This window comes from Pseudomonas sp. Fl5BN2 (assembly GCF_009908205.1).
Lineage (GTDB): Bacteria > Pseudomonadota > Gammaproteobacteria > Pseudomonadales > Pseudomonadaceae > Aquipseudomonas.
In genome coordinates, this window is record NZ_JAAARL010000015.1 from 1 (window position 1) to 16,892 (window position 16,892).

The following is a 16,892-nucleotide window of genomic DNA, read 5'->3' on the forward strand; positions in this document are numbered from 1 at the left end:
AACTCCCCCCGCGACTCAGGCAGACGGAAATTCCCCACGCCCTCGCCCCCGGTGTTGAAGGTCGTCCCCAAATAAGCCGCCAGGTCCGGATAGGTCGCAGCGCTCTGCACACTGCCATCCACCTCCAGGAACCCCGTCGGCACCGTGCCCTTGGGAAACGGCACCATGGCCCCCACCGGCAAGGCCGACATGTTCTTCAGCAGCGCTTCGATCTCCGCCTTGGTGTAGGTCACCGACTTGGTATAGGCATCGGTGATCCCATACTCGGCCAAGGTGCTGCGAATTTTTTCCGGCGGAATAGAATCACGGACGATCACCTTGATCGCCGCCAGCAACTGATCATGCTCGGCCTCGGCCGGCGCCTTGCCACCTGCACGAATCACATTGAGCATTTCGTCGGTAACCGCGTTTCCCCATTCCGAGGAAATCAGCGAGCCGACTTGCCCAGTCACCGGGTTCTCATCGACAAACTTTCCGTTCACCAGCCCTACGCTGGCAACACTCTTCGGATAATCCACGTTGTCTAATCCTCTCTAGTCATAGTTGATATACACCTGGGTATGCGCTGGTGTACTGCGATGGATAAGGCATTCCAGAGCGCTCCCCGGGTTCATGCCAAAACGTTCGCCCCAATAGCTCGCGCCGAAGCGCCGGCCCAGTTGCAGGCGGCCGCCGGTGTTGAGGGTCCACATGAAGTTCGCCCGCCAGGTGCCAAAGTGCGCGTGGCCAAAGCGTGAACGCCCCATGCGCGGGGTGCTCAGTTCGCTGACGCTGGCATTGGGATAACCCTGGCTGCGGGCGATTTCGACGAAGTAGGCGGCGCGCTGGCTGCCCACCGCCAACAGGCGTCGGCGCACGGCCAGGCGCCGGTCTTCGAATAACGGAGTCAGGCCCAGGCAGGGATCGGGCAGGTCCATGACCTTTTCCCAATCCGTCACCAGCTCGCTGACGTTGGCCGGGTCCATTTCGTTTTGCAGGTCCACGGCCCGGGCGTCGATGCGTGCCAGTTCCTGGGATACGCCCTGCAACACGCGTTCAAGCTCTGGCACCCGCTCCGGGTCCCAGGCCGGGCCGCTGGGCAGCAGGCTGCGCAGCTGGTCCTGGTATTGCGCGGCGCTTCTTATTGCTGCCATTCGCAACCTCCAAACACCAGCAACTGGTTGTTGCTCGCCGGTACATCGGCCAGCGGCGCCAGCAAGCGGTGATCGTGCTCGCCGGTGGCGCTGCTGATGGCCTCGCTGATGTGGCTCAGTAGCAAGCTTTCCCCAAGGCCGGCCTCGCGGCTGTGCAGGTCCCGCAACTGGTCCTCGACCGCGGCACGTACCGCGCTGGTGTCGGGAGTCAGGCGAAGTTTGTAAGCCACCGGCCGCATCACCGGCGCCAGCACATACACCTCGGCAGTCACCGGACGCAGGGCTTCGATATGGGCCAGAACCTGCGCCAGTTGCTCAGCATTGGGGATCGGCTGCGGGTCGTCGTCACGCATGACGAACAGGCCCACAGTGCCCGGCCCCAGGTAATTGCGTCGACACCAGGCACGGGTGATCCCCGGGCATTCCAGGGCCCAGGTTTCGTAGTCGTCCGCCGAGCCGCCGTGGGGAATGATCCGGTATGAACGGATCACCCGGGCCCGCAGGGACTCAAGGCTTTCTTCGGCCACGCCACCGCTCAGGCCCGGGGCCAGAACGGTGAAGGGATTGCTGATGCCTTGCACCGGCTGCACCGCAATCAGGCTCAAGCCGGCGTCGGCATTGCCCAGGGCGCCGCCGTCGACCGCCTGGATCGTGGTGCTGTTGAGCTCGGCGCGGGTGGTACGGGCGGCAGTCACTTTGTAGCTGCGACCATCGTTGCTCTGCAGCAGGGTATCGAGGTCCAGCACCGCACCGGCTGCTGCGTTGAAGCTGACGCTGCCACTGGCCGCCTGGGCGGTCTTGCGTGGCTGGTTCAGGCGCAAGGCGGCGATACGTTCCAGAGTCGACTCATCGGCCTTGTCCGGGAGGATCTGCTCGGCGATCCAATCCAGGTAGCCATACAGGCCAAAGGCGGCGCCGCTCAGGGTTCGGGCCAGCACTTGGGCATCGGACTGGCGCAGCGAATCGCTGGCCAGGTCGCTTTGGGTGCGCTTGATCAGCACCGGCAGCGAAGGCGTTTCAAACGGCATAGGTCACCTGCCAACTGTGAATGGGGTTGATGTCCAGGCGCTCACCGTCGGCCAGGATCAGTACCGTGCGCAGGTTCAGGCGCTGGGCATCGAGGCGCTCGCTAAGGATCTCGACGGCGTTGCAGTGGCCATCGTCGATCAGCCATTGCAGGGCCTCGCGGGCATAGAATTCGGCGTCGAGCTGAGTCTGTCGGCTCAGCTTGACCCGGCGCAGCAGCCACAACCGCGAACCGATGCGGTCGTCGGCGACGCTGGGGAAGCTGTCGCCCCACCAGCCGTAGCGCTGGTCATCGTCGAGGGCATCGTCATCGGCGGCACGGCGCCAGGTGAACAGGCTGATTTCCACAGCCCGGGTCAGGGCGTTCTTCAGGTCATAGGTGGCGAACATGCTTAACCTCCCACAGGTACGCCGGTCTGCCCCGGGCCGGGTTGCACGCCGCTGTGGACGTGATTGATCTGACTGATGCCAGCGGCGATCTGATCTCCTTGGGAGACAATCTTGCCGCTCTGGGTCAGGGTCGGTGTGTCGATACTGACGCCGCTACTGGCGCGGACATTCAGGGCCGCCGTGTCGATATTGACGCTGCTGCTGGCGCGGATATTCAGGGTCGCGGTGTCGATGTCGATGATCCTGCCGCGCTTGAAGTGGATCTTGTCGCCCTCGTCGGTGTAGATCGCTACCTCGCCGGCGGCCAGGGCTTGCAGGCGATAGCGCCGGTCGGCCACCACCAGCACCACGGCGTGGGAGCGGTCACCACCGAGAAAGGTCGCGATGCCCTCGGCGCCAGCCAGGGGGTTGCTGGTGAAACCATAGGGCTCGAAGTGCTCCATATCGTCATTGACCTCGCCGGCGGTGAGGCGCATTTGCAGCGATTGCAGTTTGTTGGCCGAGTTGGCGAGCACCACGGTGCCTCGCGCCAACAGGCGTGTCAGTAGGCTCATGCTGGTTTCCTTGGGGTGTAGGAGCCGGCTTGCCGGCGAACCGGATTTGCGCGGTTGCAGGCAGGACGCCTTCGCCGACAAGCCGGCTCCTACGGGTGGGCGCGGGTTTCAGGTTTTCGGTGGTGTCGGGTTGGCGTCGAAGGTGTCCGGCGGTGCCACCTGCAAGGTGGTGATCGAGCCCTGCTCGGACAGCGACCAGGTGACCTTGGAGATCAGCATGTCGCGGTCGAAATCCAGCACCGGATCGATCACCCGCACCAGGGTGTTGTGCTTCCACAAGTCGCCATTGCTCTGGCGCCAGCCCTGCACCTGGTAGGTGGTGGTCAGGGCCTTGCCGGTGCGGGTGCCGCACTCCCAGTCGGCCCGCTGCTGAGCCAGTTCGGCACTCAGTTGCGCGGCTTCGTTGATCACCGTCACCCGCTTGCGCGAAACCCTGGCATCGTTGGCTTGGCCAGAAATTTCGCTGACCGCGACACCGCTGCTCTGATTGCTGCCCTTGTGCTGGCCAATCACCCGGTATTCGGAAAACACCGCGGAAAAATCCATCGTGGCATTGGCCGAGAGGATGTTCTTGCCCAGCTCCAGTGTGTCGCTGGCCCGCCCGCCGCTGCCCGGCGCCGCCAACAGCAGATACCCGTCGGCGTCATCGGTGGAGAACACCCTGTACAGGGTCAGCAAACGGTCGATGGAGGCGAACACCGTCTCCCCCGGCACGATGCTGTGGGTGTGCAGCTTGCTGGTGGGGGCAATCTCACTGCGTACCCCGACCCCATAGGAACCGGCCAGGGCTCGAACGATGCTCAGCACATCCTGCTGGCGCCACTGGCTCGGCCGGTTGATTGCCGCACAATCCACCAGATCCTGGGTCAGCGAGCTGCCCTGGATACTCAGGCTGATCTGCTTGCCGTCGTAACTGATCGGCGCCTTGTAGACATGCCCGGTGAGCACCAGGTCGCAACCGATACGCACCTGGCAGCGCGCACCGGGGCGGATCCGCACTTGCTGATCCTGCCCTGGCCATTGCCAGGTGATGTTGAGGTTGAAGGTGCGGAACTGACGCTCCAGGTCCGCGCTGATCTCGACGCTTTTCCAGCCGCTGTAATCCAGCCCGTCCACCGTCAGGGTGACAATGTTTGCCAGTTCGTCCATGGGTCACTCCCGAGCGATTTGCAGGTCGGCCGGCGGCAAGAAGCCCGGGTGGGCCACTCGATTGCGCTGCACCACTTCACCCACCCGCGTGGCATCGGCAAACCGCTGATAAGCCAGGACCAGCGCCGGCATGCTGCTTTTAGGGCTGAGGCTGATCAAGCGCACTCCCGACGAGGCCACGGCATTCAGGTGCCCCTGCACTTGCTGGCGCAGGGTGTTGAGCGCCTGGTAATGCACCGCATCGGCCTTGAGCGAGGCTTGCCAGATCAGCTCGTTGAGCTGATCACGCAGGGCCAGCACATCGTCGGCCACCGGCACTTCCAGGCGTTGCACCGGCTGACTGGCCTGCTGCGTCAAGGGCGGCGTGCTCGTAAGCTTCACCACCGGCGTGGCGACCGGCAAGGCCGATACCAAGCGGCCGATCTGCACCAGCAAGGCATCCTGCACCAGGTTGGCCACCGCCTCGGCCGCCGCCGTGGTGTCCTTGCCGGTGGTCAGCTTCGGCGCATCGATGCGCCTGGCCGCCTCCACTTGTTGGGAAATATCGGCGAGCATCTGCCGATAGCCGCTGCGGGCAAAATCCTCAAGCCCGCGCACATCCTCCAGCAACCCCTTGAACTCCGCGCTCAGCTCCTTGGGTATTTCCTTGACCGCCTTGACCAGGGTGTTGAGGTCGCCATAAAACTCGATCAGCGGTTTGAACTCGTGCTCGATGACCTGATACACCTCCGTCAGGCCCTGGCGCAAAGACGCCACGCCAAGGCGAGCCTGCTTGATCAGGTTGGTCGCGAACTCAAAACGCAGCACTGCTGCGCCCAGCAACGTATCGCTGGCCACCAGCACCTGCTGTTGAGTGTTGACCACCGCCGCTGGAAAGCGCACCGGCTGGTCCGGGTAGAACTTCAGGCTGAAGGTCACCAGGCCGCCATCCTGGCGGCTCTGGGTCATCTCGCATTCACCGACCTTGACCTGCATCCGCCCAAGCCAGGGGTGAACCAGCTCACCACGGCCCTCCTCCAGGGCCTTGAGCAGCTTGTCACGCTGCTCCAGGCAGTCGGCGCCGACGATGAAGGCCGTCAGATCGTGGATCTTTGCCTGTTGGCCAAGTCCTTCGAAAAACGGCTGGTCGCGCTGGGGGTACTCGTGCAACTGGCCTTTCTGGCCCACCGGGGTTTTCGCCTGGTCGACCCAGAAAGCAACACCACGAAAAGACGCCGGCAACAAACGATCACGCCAGGAATCAGGCATAGGAACCTCCTAGAGAAAGTGAGCGATAGCCGATGGTCGAGTCCACATTGAGGCCTGGCTGATTAGTCTTGGCCTGATCCACCCGCAAGCCCACAGGAGCGTTGGCAAAGCTCACAGTGAGGCCACCTTCAAGCTGGGTTCGGTTGTTGGCAGCGGTTTGTTGCAGTAGGGAGCTAGAGCTCTGACTCAAGTTCCCGGACAGCAGTGAAACACCGCCGAACTGATCCCTCCCTTGGCCGAAAAAGCCAGAAAGCCGGGGGGCTTCTTCAGAAGCGGATGAGTCCAGGCCAAAGAAGCCCTGAACACCCTCGGAAGCCGACGTGATCACCTTGCCGATGCTGCCGAGCAATTCCTTGATGGGGGCAATGACAATGCGGAGCCGCTCCCCCCATTTGGCAAACCAATCGGGAAGGCCATCCCAAAGCTCGCTCACCATGTCCAGAGGCGACCAATCAAATAGAGATTTGAACTGCGCCAAAATCTCTGAGGCCAATTTTCTAAGTGAGCCCCCAAGACCGGAAAGATAGTTTTCTAGAGGACTCCAGACAGAACTGAGCATCTCCAGAGGATTCCAGGCGAACACCGCTTTCAAATCCTGGAACCAACTCAGGGCGCCACTTTTCATACGTTCCCAACAACCGCTGAAATAACCCGTGACGGCATCCCAATTGTTGATCAGCAACGTCAATGGGCTCCAACTGAATAGCCGTTTTATGCCACCCCAAGTCTTTGCAGCTGCCCCTATAATCGCCAGCCAGAGATTCGCGAAGAAGTCCGTCACACCTGCCCACAAACTACTGAGCAGAGGTTTCGGCGACCAGTCGAATATCGACCTGAAGCGCAGCCACTGTACCTCTGCATAATTGCTAATTGAGCTCCACAACTCAGAGAAAAAGCTTCCGATAGCAGCCCACCCCTTGGCCAAGGCCTCGCGTGGACTCCAGTTCAGCACGCTCTTGATCCTGTCCCAGTTGGCCACGATCAACCCTGCGACCACCGCAATCACTGCTGCGGCGATCCCTAAGGGCGAAGCCAGTACACCGAAGACTGTGGCCGCGCCCAGAGCAGCAGCGGTCACCACCGTAAACGCCACTGCCGCTGCGGCCAGTCCTTCCACCAATCCTGGATTGTTAGCCACAAACTCACCAATGAAGGTGAGCATTGGCTGCAACTTCGTCACCACATTGTTGACCGTCGGTAACAAGACCTCTCCCAGGTTCTGTGAGATTTTCTCGACCGACTCATCGAACAGCTTGAGGTTCTTCGCCGTGTTGCCCACAGCACCCTCAGCATCCAGCGCTCCCATGGTCTGAGCGTGTATCACCGCCAACTCGTTCTCGACATTGATTGCCGCCTGAACACCACTGACGAAAGGAGTGAGCAACCCTGCACCCGCCACCAAGGAGGAAAAATTCAGGTTGCCGAGACCATTGCTCTCCATCTGCTCCCTGAATTTGCTGACTTGCAGACGCACCCCTGTCAATTCGCCGTCCAGCGCCTTGGCCTCAACAGCAACCCCCGTCGCGACCTCCGCCACCGGATTGCTGGCTTGCCGGTTTTTACTCACGTTGGCTTTTTTTTGTTTCTTCGCCATCACTGCACCTGCTGCATCGCATTGATCCGTTGCGCGTGCTCCAGGGATTCCCGGAGCACATCCAGTGGCCTGGCCATCATCTGTTCGGGGTCGACCTTCCAGAACCAGGCCAGGTCATAGGCGACAGCGATCAGGTCGGCGATGGCTGCGATGCCGCACTCATGAAAAAACTCGCCACCGCCCAGCTCAGGGCGTTGAGGTCTGCCAGATCCAGCTGGTTCACCGAGGACGGTGGAATGCCGGCGCAGACCGCGATGTACTTGGCCGCGACATCCATGTCGAGGCTGACCTCTTCGCTCTTGTCGATCTTGTACGGCAGCGCCTTGATCGCCCGTACTTCCTGCACCGTCGGGCGGCGCAGAGCGAGTTCAGCCAGCGGCTCGCCGTGGGCCTCGATGGGCACCTGCAGCTTGACCAGGTTACTCATTGCCAGGTCCCCTTCTGCCCTTCGAAGTTCAGCTCGATGGAGGCGTCGTCGCCCTTGGCCACCGGCTCGTCCACCAGGTAGGCGCCAGCCAGCACGTAGACCTTGCCGTTGGCGAACTCGCAGGTGACGGTCATGTCGGAACCGGCGATCAGCTGCTTGAGCGGAAAGTCCGGGGTGTGCAGCGCCGTCACTTTAAACGACGGCGTCAGGTCGGTTTCCTTGTAGAAACCCGGCACCACGGTTTCTCGTTTGACGGCCATCAACGGCGCTTCGCAGCCACCGCTGATGGTCAGTTGAGCGCCGTCCACTTTGACGTAGCAGGTGCCCGCAATCAGTTGACCCATGATGTTTCTCCCAAAAAATAAGCCCGCTCAAGGCGGGCTGAAAAAGCGCAGTGATGCTGGTTCGGCTCAGGCCGCGGCGTCGTACTGCAGGCGGAATTGGTTGAGCAGCGCGAACACCCGCAGGCCGTTGATGTAGTCCGGCGGGAACAGCACGTTGACCCGGCTCGGGTCCTGCACGTCGCGCTCGACGATCAGGTGCTCGGCGAACAGCTCAGCGTTCTCCACATGGCCTTCCAGCTCCAGCTTGGCGTACTGGGCGATCAGCTCACCGCGAATGGTGCTCGGGGTGACGATCGGTTGGCCGGCGCCGAAGCGAGTGCCATCGGCGGCCAGCTTGTGGCGCCCGTACTTGCTGGTGATCACGCTTTGCAGGCGGCGCACGATAAACGCCGACTGGTGCATGGTTTCGCTGTCCAGGTAGGAGTTGTCGGCCTGCCCGTAGGCGTTTTTCTGGTAGGTGGTGATCGCCCGTTGAATGCGCAGGTAGCCGCCTTCGTAGTAGGCGGTGGCGATGCCGTAGTTCAGCAGCGATTGACGTTCGGTCAGCGTGAAACGCTCGCTGGCTGGAGCGGGATCAACGCCCGGCAGGCTACCGCTCTGGGTCGGACGGCTGGCGTCGGCGGAGATGAACACCGACGTCCGTGCAGCCAAGGCTGCGGCCTGGACCCAGACCGGTTGCGGCACGCCGGTTTCCAGGGCCTGGATCGTGATGTGCTGATCGTTGCGTGCCTGACCGGCCGCCACCAGGGTGCCGACGGTGCCACGCTTGGCGCTGTAGACGTGACCGAACAGTTGCTTGGCCCAGGACCAGCGACCGGTGCTGTCATCCATGACGGCTTGCCAGGCATTGAGGCTGGCAGTGTCGGTCCAGGGCATGCAGATGAACTCGAAAGGCTCGTCGCCCAGGGCCGCCAGGGCCGCAACCTGATCCGGCACGCCGGTGCCGCCGGCCAGCTTGCCGACCACCAGGGTCAGGCCGGCCGGAGTCTGCTCGCCATTGCTCTTGCCCAGGCGATTGAGCTGCAGGCTGATGTCGTTGCCACTGTCGCCGGTCCATTTGGCGTTCAGGGTCACAGTGCCCTCGGCCGCGGTGGCGGTCACTGGCAGATCCACCGCCGCGTTGACCTTCAAGGCCAGGGCGCTGGCGGCCTGGGCGGCAGTCGCGCCGCTGACGATGGACGCCTGCACCCGCACACCGCCGACATACAGGTTGAGCAGGCCACTTTCGCTGGCGCTACCGGTGATTTTCACCTCGGCCTTGGCCACGCTGCCTTCGGTGCTATGCAGCGGCAGGCACCAGATTTCGCCCACTGGGTCGGTCTTGCGCCAGGTTTCGTACATCGAAGCGAGCATCGAACCTTGGCCACCAATGCTCTTGGCCAGGGCCACGCTGGACACCAGCACCAGCTTGCCGAGGTCGTCACCGGTCTGCTTGTCATTGACTTGGGCAACGATCAGACGGCGCATGGCCGAGGACGCGCTATTGGCCGCCGAGTTGTCCATCTCGGCGTAGAACAGCGGAACACGGATGTCCGCCGGGATATTGCTGAAACCGATCGCCATTATTTGGCTCCTTGAGATTTCGCCGCTTTCACGGCCTTGCTAGTGATATCGCCATCGGCCAGACGCCGGCGCCACCAGGTGTTGTCCGGCACTTCACGGCCGGAGGCGGGCAGCAGATCGCCGGCCTCTGGGTCTGGTACGGCACGGCCGGCGACCGGCAGCACAGTGATGCGTTTGCTCATTGCTTCAGCTCTCCTGAAAAAGTCAGCTCCAGGCGCCCGTCGGGCCCTGGGCGTTGCAGATTGGGGTCCGCCGGATCGATGGCATCGACCCGCACCGTGACCCCGGTAAAGGACGGCAAGCCGTCGAGTTCACGTTCATGCCAGGTTTCCGCCGGCTGGCTGGGCAAGTTGCGTCCCAGCTGGAACTCGGCGAAGAAGCGCAGGCGGTAGAGCAGGCGGGTGGCGTCGAGGGACACCAGCTCGCCGCCGTCGTATTCGATTAGGTTGTACTCGGCGCCGGGCTTGAAACCGACCAAGGCGCGCCAGACTTCGGCGCGCAGGTCGTGCAACGGATTCAGCGCTTTTGTAGGGTCAGTGGCGCCAAGTGCCAGGGCGACTTCAAAACGATCGCGGATGGTCTGGCGAATGATGTTTTGCCCGACGCTGGCGGTGGCCAGGTCGTTGATTGGCGCCAGATAGGCAATCGGCATTGATGCACTAGCGCCTGAAGCAGAATCGGGATAAGTGCCAACAACGATGCGCCCCGTAAAGCTGGGGCACTGAGCTTGTAGCTGATCAAGAACAGTCGTGAGTTTCATCACAAGACTCCTGGAACTGAATTCACCAAGGTATTGGCAAGGCTTCTGCCAGCCTCTTCGTGCAGACGTTGAGGAACGAAAACCTGGGTGCCGTCCAGTGTCCATTCAGGGCGACCAGGCTCCAGCACTGACCCCCGCGGGAAGCGGTGGTCATAGGTTTCTCCGGGGCATGAAAAAACCCGTCGAGACGGGTTTCAGAAAAGTGGCCTGGAATCGCTGCCGCAGATTTATGGCGTGGGGCTTTCAAAATGCCTCGGAAAATCGCCTTCGGCGCTCAGGCCTGGGCCATCTGCCTGGCTCACTCATGCCCCGCAGGCAAGAGTTCACTACCGGCCTTGAGCCCGGACTGCAGCGCCGTCCAGAACTCGGCATTTTCATAGCCCACCGCCCAGACGCTGGTGCCGCCCAGGCCCAGCTTGGCCACCAGTGCGGTCTTGGTCTTGATGCTCGCGGCGTCGTCATACCAGAGCACCGGTTGCGCGCGCTCCTGTGTCCACTCCACGCCATCGGCGAAGTTTTTGACCGGCCCCCAGGTGGCGTACGGAGTGGCGGAAACGGCGTCCAGATGAGTGACGGCGCGGTGTTCGGCAATCACTTCCTGGTAAGCCGACCAGTGCACCCGGTTGCCAATGCTGTAGTCCTGACCGTAAGCCGGCAGCCCGGCCAGGACCTTGCTCGCCGGGACTCGGGAAACCGCATAGCTGAGCAGGGCCCGCTGCCAGTCGGCACCCGACTCCGGGCCGGGCCAGACTTCATTGTGGAAACCACCGCTGCTCCAGCCCGGCCCGACCTGGTCGTAGGTCATGACCTGGAAGTAATCCACCGCCGCGCCCAGGGCCTTGTAGTCGTAGCCTTGCAGGTACTCGGGCTCGCGGTCGCTGGATTTGGGCGGGATGCTGATGATCAGCTTCTTGTTGCTGGCATGCAGGGCGTTGCCCAGGGCTTTGACATAGGCGGAAAACGCCTTGGCATTCCTCGGTTCGACCTTTTCGAAGTCCAGGTTGATACCGGCAAAACCGCCCTCCTTGGCCAGCGTCACCAGTTGCTTGATGCTGTCGGCACTCAAGGTCTTGTCGTTGACGATGGAGTGGGAGATGGCCGGGTCGAAATCACCAATGCCTTCGTTGTAGTCGGAGACGGTCGGATACAGCGGCAAGGACTTGGACCTGGCAAAGCGAATGATGTTTTCGGTAGTTTCGTTCATCCCGTCCTGGTGCAACTTGCCGGTAACCGTCAGACCGTAAGTGCTGCCCAGACCGACGGCGGAAAGGTTGCGGTAGAAGGCTTGCAGATTGCCGTAGGACGCTTCGACCTGGCCATCGGTGTAGGCCAGGACAAAGGGCCCGGCATGGACTGCGGTTGCCAGCAACAGGGTGCAGCTAGCGATCAAAGCATGGAAAAAATGCCGGATGCCTGTCATCGAGGCCGGCATGCTGATACCTGGGTTCATGAATACTCCTGCGGGCTTGCCGCATGGCTGGGAAGGAACAGAGTCAGGGATCAAGATCGATCCGATTGAGCATCTTGCGAAGGTGGCCGGCGGACGCCGTTGATGAGTTAAAGCGGCACCACTCTGAGCGGTTTTTTTGCAGTATTTTTCTTGGCCTTGGCCTTGGCTTTGCCTTGCTTGCCGCCGTTGCACTCGACCGTGGTGCTCCACCCGGACGGGTTGAACATCTGCTCCACCGAGTCCACCAGGTATTCGCCATCCAGGCCGGCCTTGAAGCCCTGGGCATTGATCAGGCGCTCGGCGAACAGGTCGGTGCGCCCCGGCATCTCCAGGCGGATGCTGGCGTTGCTGCGGTTGAAGGCGGCCAAACGGGCACTGGCCGCCTGCTCGGCGGCGGACTTGTTCGGGTACAGGTGCCGTTCGGTGTGCACCGCCGGTACGCTGTCCGGGGAGTTGCTGTTGCGCAGGTCGATGACCCTGAGCTTGCCGCTCTTCTTGTCCTGATGTTTGGTCTGCACCGCCTTGTGGGTGCTGGTGTCACTCAGGCGGAACTGATAACGGCTGACGTCGCGGCGGCTGAGAGTGACGACGCCCAGGGCCTTGCCACTGGCACTCAACCCGGCCTGGCGAGGCAGGACCAGCAACTTGCCTTCGGCCACCTTGGCGGTGCAGTCGTACTGCCGGGCCAGACGGGTGATGAAGTTGAAGTCGGACTCATTGAGCTGATCGATCCGCGGCACCTTGGTGGCGACTGGGCAGATGGGCGCCCAACCGTTGCGTGCCGCCAGGTCGCGGACAATCTGCGCCAGCGCCACGTTCTCCCAACTGCCACTGCGGGTAGTCTTGCCGCTGCCGCGCATATCGCTGGCCTTGCCGCGGATCTCGATGGAGTCCGGCGGCCCGTTCACCACCACTTCATCGACCGTGTAGCGTCCCAGCCGGGTCAGCGGCTGGCCAGCGTAGCCGAGGAAGATTTCAATGCTGGCGCCACGACTGGGCAGCGCTACTGCCGAGTCACGGTCATCGATACGCAGTTCAAACTCGTCCGATTCCATCCCGGGCTTGTCCGAGGTGCGCAGTGTCAGCAGCCGGTCGTTGATCTGCGCCGTGATATCCCGACCATCGGCAAGGATTCGAAAGACTGGGGTCATGACCTGTGCTCCAGAAAATGAAGCCCCTGTACGCGCCGGGGCCTGTTGATTGGAGGCAAAGTCAGTCCCATAGCTGAACCATCGCCTCTGTACGAATCGGCAGGTCCGGTAGCAGGATCAGTACCCCGGCGCGAAACGGCTGTGGCTCATCGGCCAGGCCCTGGTTGGCGTCCAGCACCGCCTCGACACTGCCATTGAGGTGCCCGTAATACTGATGACACAGGGTGTCGAGCAGATCACCGTCAGAGGTTCTGCAGGTCGTTGCCATAGCTCACAAACTCCAGTGAAAAGCCTTGTTTGCGGGGAATGCCGCCCGCCAGCAGGTGGCTCTGGTCCTCATCGATACTGGTGAGACACCAAGTACCCAGCACCTCGCCATAGCCCGTGGTCAGGCTCAGGGGCAGCAAGCGACGGCCAATACTGCGCAACGTCTGCAACTGGCCCAGCCCGCCCTTGAATCCTGGAAAGACCGCCCCCTTGAGCGAGATCCTTTCTTCACCCAGGCCCACTGCCTGCTGGGCAACGCCGCGGGTCAAACGCTCCTGGCCCGCCCAGCGAAACCCGCTCTGGCGGCGCAACTCATCAAAGGCCGCAGTATCGAGGTTGAAGTAGTAAGGCTGCGCGCCGGCACCCAGGGGCTGCAGGATCAGCAGGTGCGGGAATGGCTTCACCGCCTCGGCCGCCGGAGTGTCCTGGTCGGCAAGTGCCGCGCTGGGGAAAATGTTGCCCAGGGATGGGCTGATTTGCCCACCAATCCGATTGATCGCCGCGCCGGCCTTGGCGACCTGTTCCTGCAGCGCGCCAAGACGCTGCTGGACCTGCCCGGCCACCGTCACGGCCTGGCTGTACTTGGCCGCCACCTCACCGACCACCGACTGCGCGGAGCTGATGCTGCGCATCGTGCGTTGCAGCTTGGCGCCCAGCGCCGGCCCGACAAAGGGCAGGTTTTCCAGCTCCAGGGCGGCGCCGCTGATGTCGCTGATGGCGCCGTTCATGGGCCCCAGCATTTCATCGGCGCTGCGCCGCCCCGCCTCAGCTGCTGCCACCAGGGAGCCAAGCCCCGATTGCAGCTGTTCCATGTAGGCCATGCCCTCTCCTTAAACGTGTGCCGCGTCGAACAGCTGGCGAGCGGCAGCCTGGCGGCTGAACTCATCGAACTGCCAGCGCAGATGCGGTTCCAGTTCCCGAGCCAGTTGCGCAGGGTCGCGCACATCGCCCTGGACCGAGATCGACAGGTTGGGCGCGAAGCTGAACTGCTGCTCGATCATCGGTGGTACCTGGGATTTGAACGACTCCGGCGCGGTGATCGTGGCCGGCGCTGCGGTGGACGACGATGGACTGGCCATCGAACGCACAGCCTGCCCCATCAGCGGGGGTGTCTGGCCTTTCTGGAAGGACTTGGCGATGTCGCCCATGACCGGCGGGAGGTTCTGCCCGGCGTTGCGCATCATCAGCGGACCGGCTGCGGGCAGCTGCTTGAGCGACTCGTCGGAGCCGAACAACTTTTTACCCAAGGCTCCCCCCGCAGCCGAACCACCCCAGGCGCCCAGGGCGCCACCCACCAGCCCACCAATCACCGTACCTACCACCGGGACCACGGAGCCAATGGCAGCACCTGCTGCTGCACCCGCTGCGGCACCCGCCAGATTGCCCGCTGCCTCGCCATAGCCTTGGGCTTTTTCATCCTGGGTCTTGGCATTCAGAAAGGTGTCTGCCACCTGGATACCAGCACCGAGCACTGAGAGGAACGCGCCGCCCTTGAGCAATGGTGCAAACCCCTTGGCCAAGGAACCGACACCTTTCATCGCGCTGCTGGTCACGCCTGGCGCGGCCGCTCCCCTGGCCAGTTTCTCCAGGCCACTGGGCATCAGAGGGCTCTTGAACCCTTTGCCGCCTGAGCTTTTCGAACGAGGCCTGCGCCTCGGCGCACTGCGCCCGCCACGGCCCTTGCGGCGTTTTTTGTCCATGGTGCTGTCGGCCACGGACTCACAGCAGTCGATGCCTCCCGCGTTGCGGCCAGGCGCTCGCTTTGCCACCTTGGGGTCGATCTTCAACCCACCTCGCAAGACATTCAGCAGGCCCTTGCCCATGGTGTAGACGGCCATCAGTTTTTTTACCGCCACATAAGCGGCGCCCAGGGCGGTCACCCCCTGCACCAATGACGGGGCCTTCTCCGCCAGCTCGGTCAGCTTGCCGACCACCACCGTGATGCTTTGGGCCACCAGATCCGTGGCCGGGCGCAAGGCCTCCCCCACGGCAAGCATGCCACCGTCGACTGCCTGCTCGGTTTCCTTCCACAACTGCGCGGAGGCTTGCCGACGCTCGGCCAGGTTCTTGTCGATAACCCCCGAAGCACTCAACGAATCCTTCTTCACTTGCTCGTACTGCTGCCGGCCCTGGGTGTGAGCGAGCAAGGCCGCCTTGATCTGCATATCGGTGAACAGGTCACCGGTGCGCAGGGACTCTTCCAGAGCCTCAAGCATGGCCTTGGCCTTCGCCGGGTCGGTTTCCTTGCTGATCTGCGCCTGGGCCTCGGCCATCTTCGCGGCCTTGGCCGGGTCGATGGCCCTGACATAACGCATGGCCAGGGCAAAGCTCGCCTCCAGGCTCGACATGCCCTTCTGGATACCGGTGTTCAGCGAAGCCTGATAATCAATGCCGGCATCCTCGTAGGCTTTGACTGCCTCACTGGAACCGATTTTCCCTATCCAGCTCTGCAGTTGGCTGGCGGCCTCATCTGCACTGCCAGCGGTGCTCATCTGTACTTGCAGCATCGCCCCCAACTGGCTCACCGCATCCATACCGGTGAGCCCCTCCCCGCCCGCGCTCTTGAGCAGTGCCGGGAGCAGGCGCGCCATGTCGGCGGCCTCGAAATTGCCCGCCTGCCCCTGCAGCGCAATGGCCTCCAGAGCCTTCTCCATGACCTTGGGATCGCTGATCCCGGCCTTCAGCTCAAGGGCCCGCATCAGGTTCGCCGTGTCTTCAACACCCGCGCCCTGGCCCACCGCGAACCTGGCTGCCAACGAGGCGTAACCTTGCGCCTTGTCCAGCGACATGCCGTTGGCAGTCATCTGGCCCACCAGCGCGGCCACCTCGTTGCGGGCCATTCCCGTGTCACGTGTAGTCTGAATGACGGTTCGGCTCAACTGCGCTTCCTGAGGCTGGTTGGCCACACCGGCCTTGATCGCGATGTCGCGGATCAACGCCTGATAGTCGGCACTGACCTTGACCGGAACGGCCAGCTTGCCGATACCGGCCTTGGCCAAGCCATAAGCCGCCTTGAAGTCGGCCTTGCCCTGGCCGATCTGCTGCAGCCCCCGGGCCTGCAGAGCCGAACCCCGGGCCACATTACCCAGCGCCTGATATTCCTGACGCAGTTTATGCACCTGCACACCCTGCTGGCGCAGCCCGTCCCGACTCTCTTCCAATCGGCGCAACAGCCCGGCGGCGGAAGCAGCGCCGGTGTCACGGGCCTTTTTCCATTCATCCTGCAGGCGCAGGGTCTGGCCAATGGTCTTTTCCAGCACCCTGGCCTTGCTGCCCTGCTCCTCCAGCTGCTTGATCCGGCCTTCCACCGTCTTGAAGGCGGCGTCCCACGTCGAACTGAGGGCAGTACCTATCACCACCAGCTCCGATACCTGCTTGCTCGCCATCTGCTTCTCCTGTTCCTTGGGTGACGGGCTCAGTCCGTGAGCCACCAGACCATGTCGGAAAACCTCATGGTCATGATTTCCTCGGCGGCGAAATGCAGCTCGCTGGCGAGCCGCTTCGCCGCCATTTTCATCACCGCAGGATCAAAGCTCGTCGTCTTGCACCAGGCGAAAATAGCCAGCCTGCAGGCGTTGGTAGTCCTTGAGCGCCATGCCCTCCAGGTCCTTGGCGCTGATTTGCGCCAGGCTGGCAAACAGCATCAGCTCGCGCTGCTCATCATCGCCAACAGCCCCGGCATTGGCCGCACGCACATCGCGCACGGTGGGGGCACGCAAGGTGACCTTGTCGCAGACCACGCCATTCATCTCCACCGGCTTGCTGAGGCTGATCACGACGTTTTCCGCACTCAGGGTCATCCAGGTCGGGATCGTGTTGATTGCTTGAGACATGCG

At 62.6% G+C, this 16,892-nt stretch carries 19 protein-coding genes; all 19 read right to left on the bottom strand.

The window, feature by feature from the left end:
- The coding region (locus GV819_RS20665; RefSeq protein WP_368668924.1) for a phage tail protein at positions 1-518 on the bottom strand (518 nt) is incomplete at its 3' end.
- 15 nt (positions 519-533) lie between these two features.
- Entirely contained in the window at positions 534-1,133 is a 600-nt protein-coding gene (locus tag GV819_RS20670; protein ID WP_161757908.1) for a YmfQ family protein, read from the bottom strand.
- Entirely contained in the window at positions 1,121-2,161 is a 1,041-nt protein-coding gene (locus GV819_RS20675) for a baseplate J/gp47 family protein (RefSeq protein ID WP_161757909.1), read from the bottom strand. Before GV819_RS20675 ends, GV819_RS20670 begins: the two co-directional genes overlap by 13 nt.
- A complete protein-coding gene (locus tag GV819_RS20680) occupies positions 2,151-2,549 on the bottom strand; it encodes a phage GP46 family protein (protein WP_053149330.1) in 399 nt (132 codons plus the stop codon). Before GV819_RS20680 ends, GV819_RS20675 begins: the two co-directional genes overlap by 11 nt.
- 2 nt (positions 2,550-2,551) lie before the next feature.
- Entirely contained in the window at positions 2,552-3,103 is a 552-nt protein-coding gene (locus tag GV819_RS20685; protein WP_161757910.1) for a phage baseplate assembly protein V, read from the bottom strand.
- Positions 3,104-3,211: 108 nt separating this feature from the next.
- Positions 3,212-4,252 carry a phage baseplate assembly protein gene (locus GV819_RS20690; RefSeq protein ID WP_161757911.1) on the bottom strand — a complete coding sequence of 347 codons (1,041 nt, stop codon included), beginning with the start codon at positions 4,250-4,252 and terminating at the stop codon, positions 3,212-3,214.
- A gap of 3 nt (positions 4,253-4,255) precedes the next feature.
- Positions 4,256-5,500, bottom strand: a complete 1,245-nt coding sequence (locus tag GV819_RS20695) for a DNA circularization protein (protein ID WP_161757912.1) — start codon at positions 5,498-5,500, stop codon at positions 4,256-4,258.
- A complete protein-coding gene (locus GV819_RS20700; RefSeq protein ID WP_161757913.1) occupies positions 5,493-7,094 on the bottom strand; it encodes a phage tail tape measure protein in 1,602 nt (533 codons plus the stop codon). Before GV819_RS20700 ends, GV819_RS20695 begins: the two co-directional genes overlap by 8 nt.
- A 130-nt stretch (positions 7,095-7,224) precedes the next feature.
- Complete coding sequence (locus GV819_RS20705; protein ID WP_161757914.1) at positions 7,225-7,521, bottom strand: phage tail assembly protein; 297 nt, start codon at positions 7,519-7,521, stop codon at positions 7,225-7,227.
- A complete protein-coding gene (locus GV819_RS20710; protein ID WP_161757915.1) occupies positions 7,518-7,865 on the bottom strand; it encodes a phage tail tube protein in 348 nt (115 codons plus the stop codon). Before GV819_RS20710 ends, GV819_RS20705 begins: the two co-directional genes overlap by 4 nt.
- A 66-nt stretch (positions 7,866-7,931) precedes the next feature.
- The gene (locus GV819_RS20715) at positions 7,932-9,428 is read right to left on the bottom strand and encodes a phage tail sheath subtilisin-like domain-containing protein (RefSeq protein WP_161757916.1); all 1,497 of its coding nucleotides are present in this window, start codon (positions 9,426-9,428) and stop codon (positions 7,932-7,934) included.
- Positions 9,428-9,610 (bottom strand): DUF2635 domain-containing protein, encoded by a 183-nt coding sequence (locus tag GV819_RS20720; protein ID WP_161757917.1) that lies wholly within the window; start codon positions 9,608-9,610, stop codon positions 9,428-9,430. The genes GV819_RS20715 and GV819_RS20720 overlap by 1 nt, the downstream gene beginning before the upstream one ends.
- Positions 9,607-10,188, bottom strand: coding sequence for a phage tail terminator protein (locus tag GV819_RS20725; protein ID WP_161757918.1), 582 nt, complete (start codon positions 10,186-10,188; stop codon positions 9,607-9,609). The genes GV819_RS20720 and GV819_RS20725 overlap by 4 nt, the downstream gene beginning before the upstream one ends.
- Positions 10,189-10,486: 298 nt before the next feature.
- A complete protein-coding gene (locus GV819_RS20730) occupies positions 10,487-11,638 on the bottom strand; it encodes a glycosyl hydrolase family 18 protein (protein ID WP_161757919.1) in 1,152 nt (383 codons plus the stop codon).
- A gap of 107 nt (positions 11,639-11,745) precedes the next feature.
- The gene (locus GV819_RS20735) at positions 11,746-12,789 is read right to left on the bottom strand and encodes a phage late control D family protein (RefSeq protein WP_161757920.1); all 1,044 of its coding nucleotides are present in this window, start codon (positions 12,787-12,789) and stop codon (positions 11,746-11,748) included.
- Between the two features lie 61 nt (positions 12,790-12,850).
- Complete coding sequence (locus GV819_RS20740; RefSeq protein WP_161757921.1) at positions 12,851-13,057, bottom strand: tail protein X; 207 nt, start codon at positions 13,055-13,057, stop codon at positions 12,851-12,853.
- Positions 13,032-13,877 carry a phage tail protein gene (locus GV819_RS20745; RefSeq protein WP_161757922.1) on the bottom strand — a complete coding sequence of 282 codons (846 nt, stop codon included), beginning with the start codon at positions 13,875-13,877 and terminating at the stop codon, positions 13,032-13,034. The genes GV819_RS20740 and GV819_RS20745 overlap by 26 nt, the downstream gene beginning before the upstream one ends.
- Positions 13,878-13,886: 9 nt before the next feature.
- Positions 13,887-16,442, bottom strand: coding sequence for a phage tail tape measure protein (locus tag GV819_RS20750; RefSeq protein ID WP_161757923.1), 2,556 nt, complete (start codon positions 16,440-16,442; stop codon positions 13,887-13,889).
- A gap of 141 nt (positions 16,443-16,583) precedes the next feature.
- Entirely contained in the window at positions 16,584-16,889 is a 306-nt protein-coding gene (locus tag GV819_RS20755; RefSeq protein ID WP_161757924.1) for a phage tail assembly protein, read from the bottom strand.
- Positions 16,890-16,892 lie beyond the last annotated feature (3 nt).

Excerpts from the sequence above, each read along its gene's own strand:
- GV819_RS20685 (WP_161757910.1), bottom strand. The coding sequence starts at position 3,103 with ATGAGCCTACTGACACGCCTGTTGGCGCGAGGCACCGTGGTGCTCGCC.
- GV819_RS20750 (WP_161757923.1), bottom strand. The coding sequence starts at position 16,442 with ATGGCGAGCAAGCAGGTATCGGAGCTGGTGGTGATAGGTACTGCCCTC.
- GV819_RS20740 (WP_161757921.1), bottom strand. The coding sequence starts at position 13,057 with ATGGCAACGACCTGCAGAACCTCTGACGGTGATCTGCTCGACACCCTG.
- GV819_RS20755 (WP_161757924.1), bottom strand. The coding sequence starts at position 16,889 with ATGTCTCAAGCAATCAACACGATCCCGACCTGGATGACCCTGAGTGCG.
- GV819_RS20735 (WP_161757920.1), bottom strand. The coding sequence starts at position 12,789 with ATGACCCCAGTCTTTCGAATCCTTGCCGATGGTCGGGATATCACGGCG.
- GV819_RS20720 (WP_161757917.1), bottom strand. The coding sequence starts at position 9,610 with ATGAGCAAACGCATCACTGTGCTGCCGGTCGCCGGCCGTGCCGTACCA.
- GV819_RS20730 (WP_161757919.1), bottom strand. The coding sequence starts at position 11,638 with ATGAACCCAGGTATCAGCATGCCGGCCTCGATGACAGGCATCCGGCAT.
- GV819_RS20695 (WP_161757912.1), bottom strand. The coding sequence starts at position 5,500 with ATGCCTGATTCCTGGCGTGATCGTTTGTTGCCGGCGTCTTTTCGTGGT.
- GV819_RS20675 (WP_161757909.1), bottom strand. The coding sequence starts at position 2,161 with ATGCCGTTTGAAACGCCTTCGCTGCCGGTGCTGATCAAGCGCACCCAA.
- GV819_RS20715 (WP_161757916.1), bottom strand. The coding sequence starts at position 9,428 with ATGGCGATCGGTTTCAGCAATATCCCGGCGGACATCCGTGTTCCGCTG.
- GV819_RS20700 (WP_161757913.1), bottom strand. The coding sequence starts at position 7,094 with ATGGCGAAGAAACAAAAAAAAGCCAACGTGAGTAAAAACCGGCAAGCC.
- GV819_RS20670 (WP_161757908.1), bottom strand. The coding sequence starts at position 1,133 with ATGGCAGCAATAAGAAGCGCCGCGCAATACCAGGACCAGCTGCGCAGC.
- GV819_RS20690 (WP_161757911.1), bottom strand. The coding sequence starts at position 4,252 with ATGGACGAACTGGCAAACATTGTCACCCTGACGGTGGACGGGCTGGAT.
- GV819_RS20745 (WP_161757922.1), bottom strand. The coding sequence starts at position 13,877 with ATGGCCTACATGGAACAGCTGCAATCGGGGCTTGGCTCCCTGGTGGCA.
- GV819_RS20680 (WP_053149330.1), bottom strand. The coding sequence starts at position 2,549 with ATGTTCGCCACCTATGACCTGAAGAACGCCCTGACCCGGGCTGTGGAA.
- GV819_RS20710 (WP_161757915.1), bottom strand. The coding sequence starts at position 7,865 with ATGGGTCAACTGATTGCGGGCACCTGCTACGTCAAAGTGGACGGCGCT.
- GV819_RS20705 (WP_161757914.1), bottom strand. The coding sequence starts at position 7,521 with ATGAGTAACCTGGTCAAGCTGCAGGTGCCCATCGAGGCCCACGGCGAG.
- GV819_RS20725 (WP_161757918.1), bottom strand. The coding sequence starts at position 10,188 with ATGAAACTCACGACTGTTCTTGATCAGCTACAAGCTCAGTGCCCCAGC.